Here is a 1,675-nt window from a genome sequence, read left to right as displayed (position 1 = left end):
CATGAAACGACTGGGGGCAGAAACCATGCCGGGACCGACCGGCCAACACACCCTCATCCTGCAACAGGAACGGGCTACGAAAAAGGTAACGGGGGCAGAGGTGGTTGGGCCGTAGTGAGAACGAACGCGACGTAGACGTGGCCGCCTGTTGCCTGGGTGTTTAGAGGAGTAGCGCGAGGTGGTGCTTGGTTAGTTTTCGGTATCGGGATTCGTAAGCCGTCGCCTCACGAGGAGAGCCAGGGCGACAAATGCGATGAGCAGGACAGCCCCTGCGGCGATGGTTACGGTCATGCCCGTCTGTGCACCGTTACCGGGCGTGACTTTAGCCGGGGCTGCTGGTGAGGGGGAGGTTGCGGTCGCGGTGCCAGCGGTGAAATTGAACGTTCCTTCGATGGGGTGGCCATCGGAGGACACGACCCGCCAGACCACCGTGTACGTACCGTTGGGAGCGTCTGGTTTGACGGGTTGGCTGACGTGGTTGTCGACGATGCTCACTGGTCCGTCAGCCTGGTCCGCGCCGGTCGCATCCTGGACTCGGACGATTGAGTTGATGGCGATCGGGGTGTGGTCGAAGGTCAGCCCGACCTTCGCCGGGACAGTGCTCACGGTTGAGCCATTGGCTGGGTCGCTGGAAACGAGGACATCGTGGGCGTGCGCGGCCACAGAGGATGCGATCGCGAACGCGGCAGTGGTCAAAAAGATCAACAAACGTCCCAGCCAGGTTGCTGGACCTGAGGGCTGGTTTTTCATGCGCGTCCTATCCGTGTGACCCTGAGGGGCTGGGGCGGGGCCGAAGCCCCTCCCCAGCCCTTGAAGGGGAGCCTAGTTGGTGGCGGTGCGGGTGCGGCGGCCAGCCAGGACCAGGCCCAGCGCGACTGCACCCAGGACGAAGCCCGCGGCGCCCAGGACAATGCCCCATACGGAGCCGCCGTCGCCGGAGACCTCCGAGGTTTGGGCCGCTGCGGCCGGGGTGGGTGTAGCTGATGCGGTGGCCGAAGCCTCCTTGTCGTCAGCCGTGGTGACGAAGGACGGGGCCGGGTGCGGGGCTCGGGCTGGCCCTCCGCGCTTTCTTCGTCCCAGTTCACCACGTTGCCGTCGGTGTAAGTCTGTACGGCCTTCAAGGTGACTTTGGTGCCCTCGACAGGGAGCGTGCCGACGGCCAGCGAGAACGACTGGTACTGGTTTTGCCCGAGTTGGTGGGCTTCGTCCGCTGTCCAGACTACGGAGGTTGGCGCCTTGGTGACGGTGGTTCCGGAGACGGTCACGGGCTTGGGCAGGTCAGTGGTGATGACCTGCGCGGTCCAGCCTTCGACGGGTTTGACCGAGACGGACGTGAAGGGGGTGTCGGTGGGCAGGCTGACCTCGAGCTTGCTGGTCTTGGCCGTGGGGGATTCGTTGGGGACGTTGAATGTCAGGTGCGAGTAGCCGTTGGCGCCGGTGTCGTCCGGGTTCACGGTTACGTGGGCGGAGGCGGCAGTGGCACCGGTGGCGATGATTCCCGTGGCGGCTGCGGCGGCGGTCAGAGATTTCAGGGTACGACGGAGTGAGGTTTTCAAGACAAGCCTTCCAAAAAGTGGGGTGCGGGGGGTGTCAAGTTTTCTGTGTAAGGGACCGGTCGGTTGTCCGGTCTGCCGGTTTGTCAGATCGGGAGTCGGTTGGGGAATTGAACGGCGAA

At 64.1% G+C, this 1,675-nt stretch carries 2 protein-coding genes; both read right to left on the bottom strand.

Going from position 1 to position 1,675, the window contains the following annotated elements:
• Positions 1-189 precede the first annotated feature (189 nt).
• Complete coding sequence (locus AB0313_RS22085; RefSeq protein WP_366308485.1) at positions 190-750, bottom strand: copper resistance protein CopC; 561 nt, start codon at positions 748-750, stop codon at positions 190-192.
• Positions 747-1,556: a YcnI family protein gene (locus tag AB0313_RS22080; RefSeq protein WP_366308483.1), complete on the bottom strand. Its 810-nt coding sequence runs from the start codon at positions 1,554-1,556 to the stop codon at positions 747-749. The genes AB0313_RS22085 and AB0313_RS22080 overlap by 4 nt, the downstream gene beginning before the upstream one ends.
• Positions 1,557-1,675: the final 119 nt, after the last annotated feature.

This window comes from Pseudarthrobacter sp. NPDC080039 (assembly GCF_040702335.1).
Taxonomy (GTDB): domain Bacteria; phylum Actinomycetota; class Actinomycetes; order Actinomycetales; family Micrococcaceae; genus Arthrobacter; species Arthrobacter enclensis_A.
Note: the sequence above shows the minus strand (reverse complement) of the source record. Positions and strands in the feature narration are given on the sequence as shown.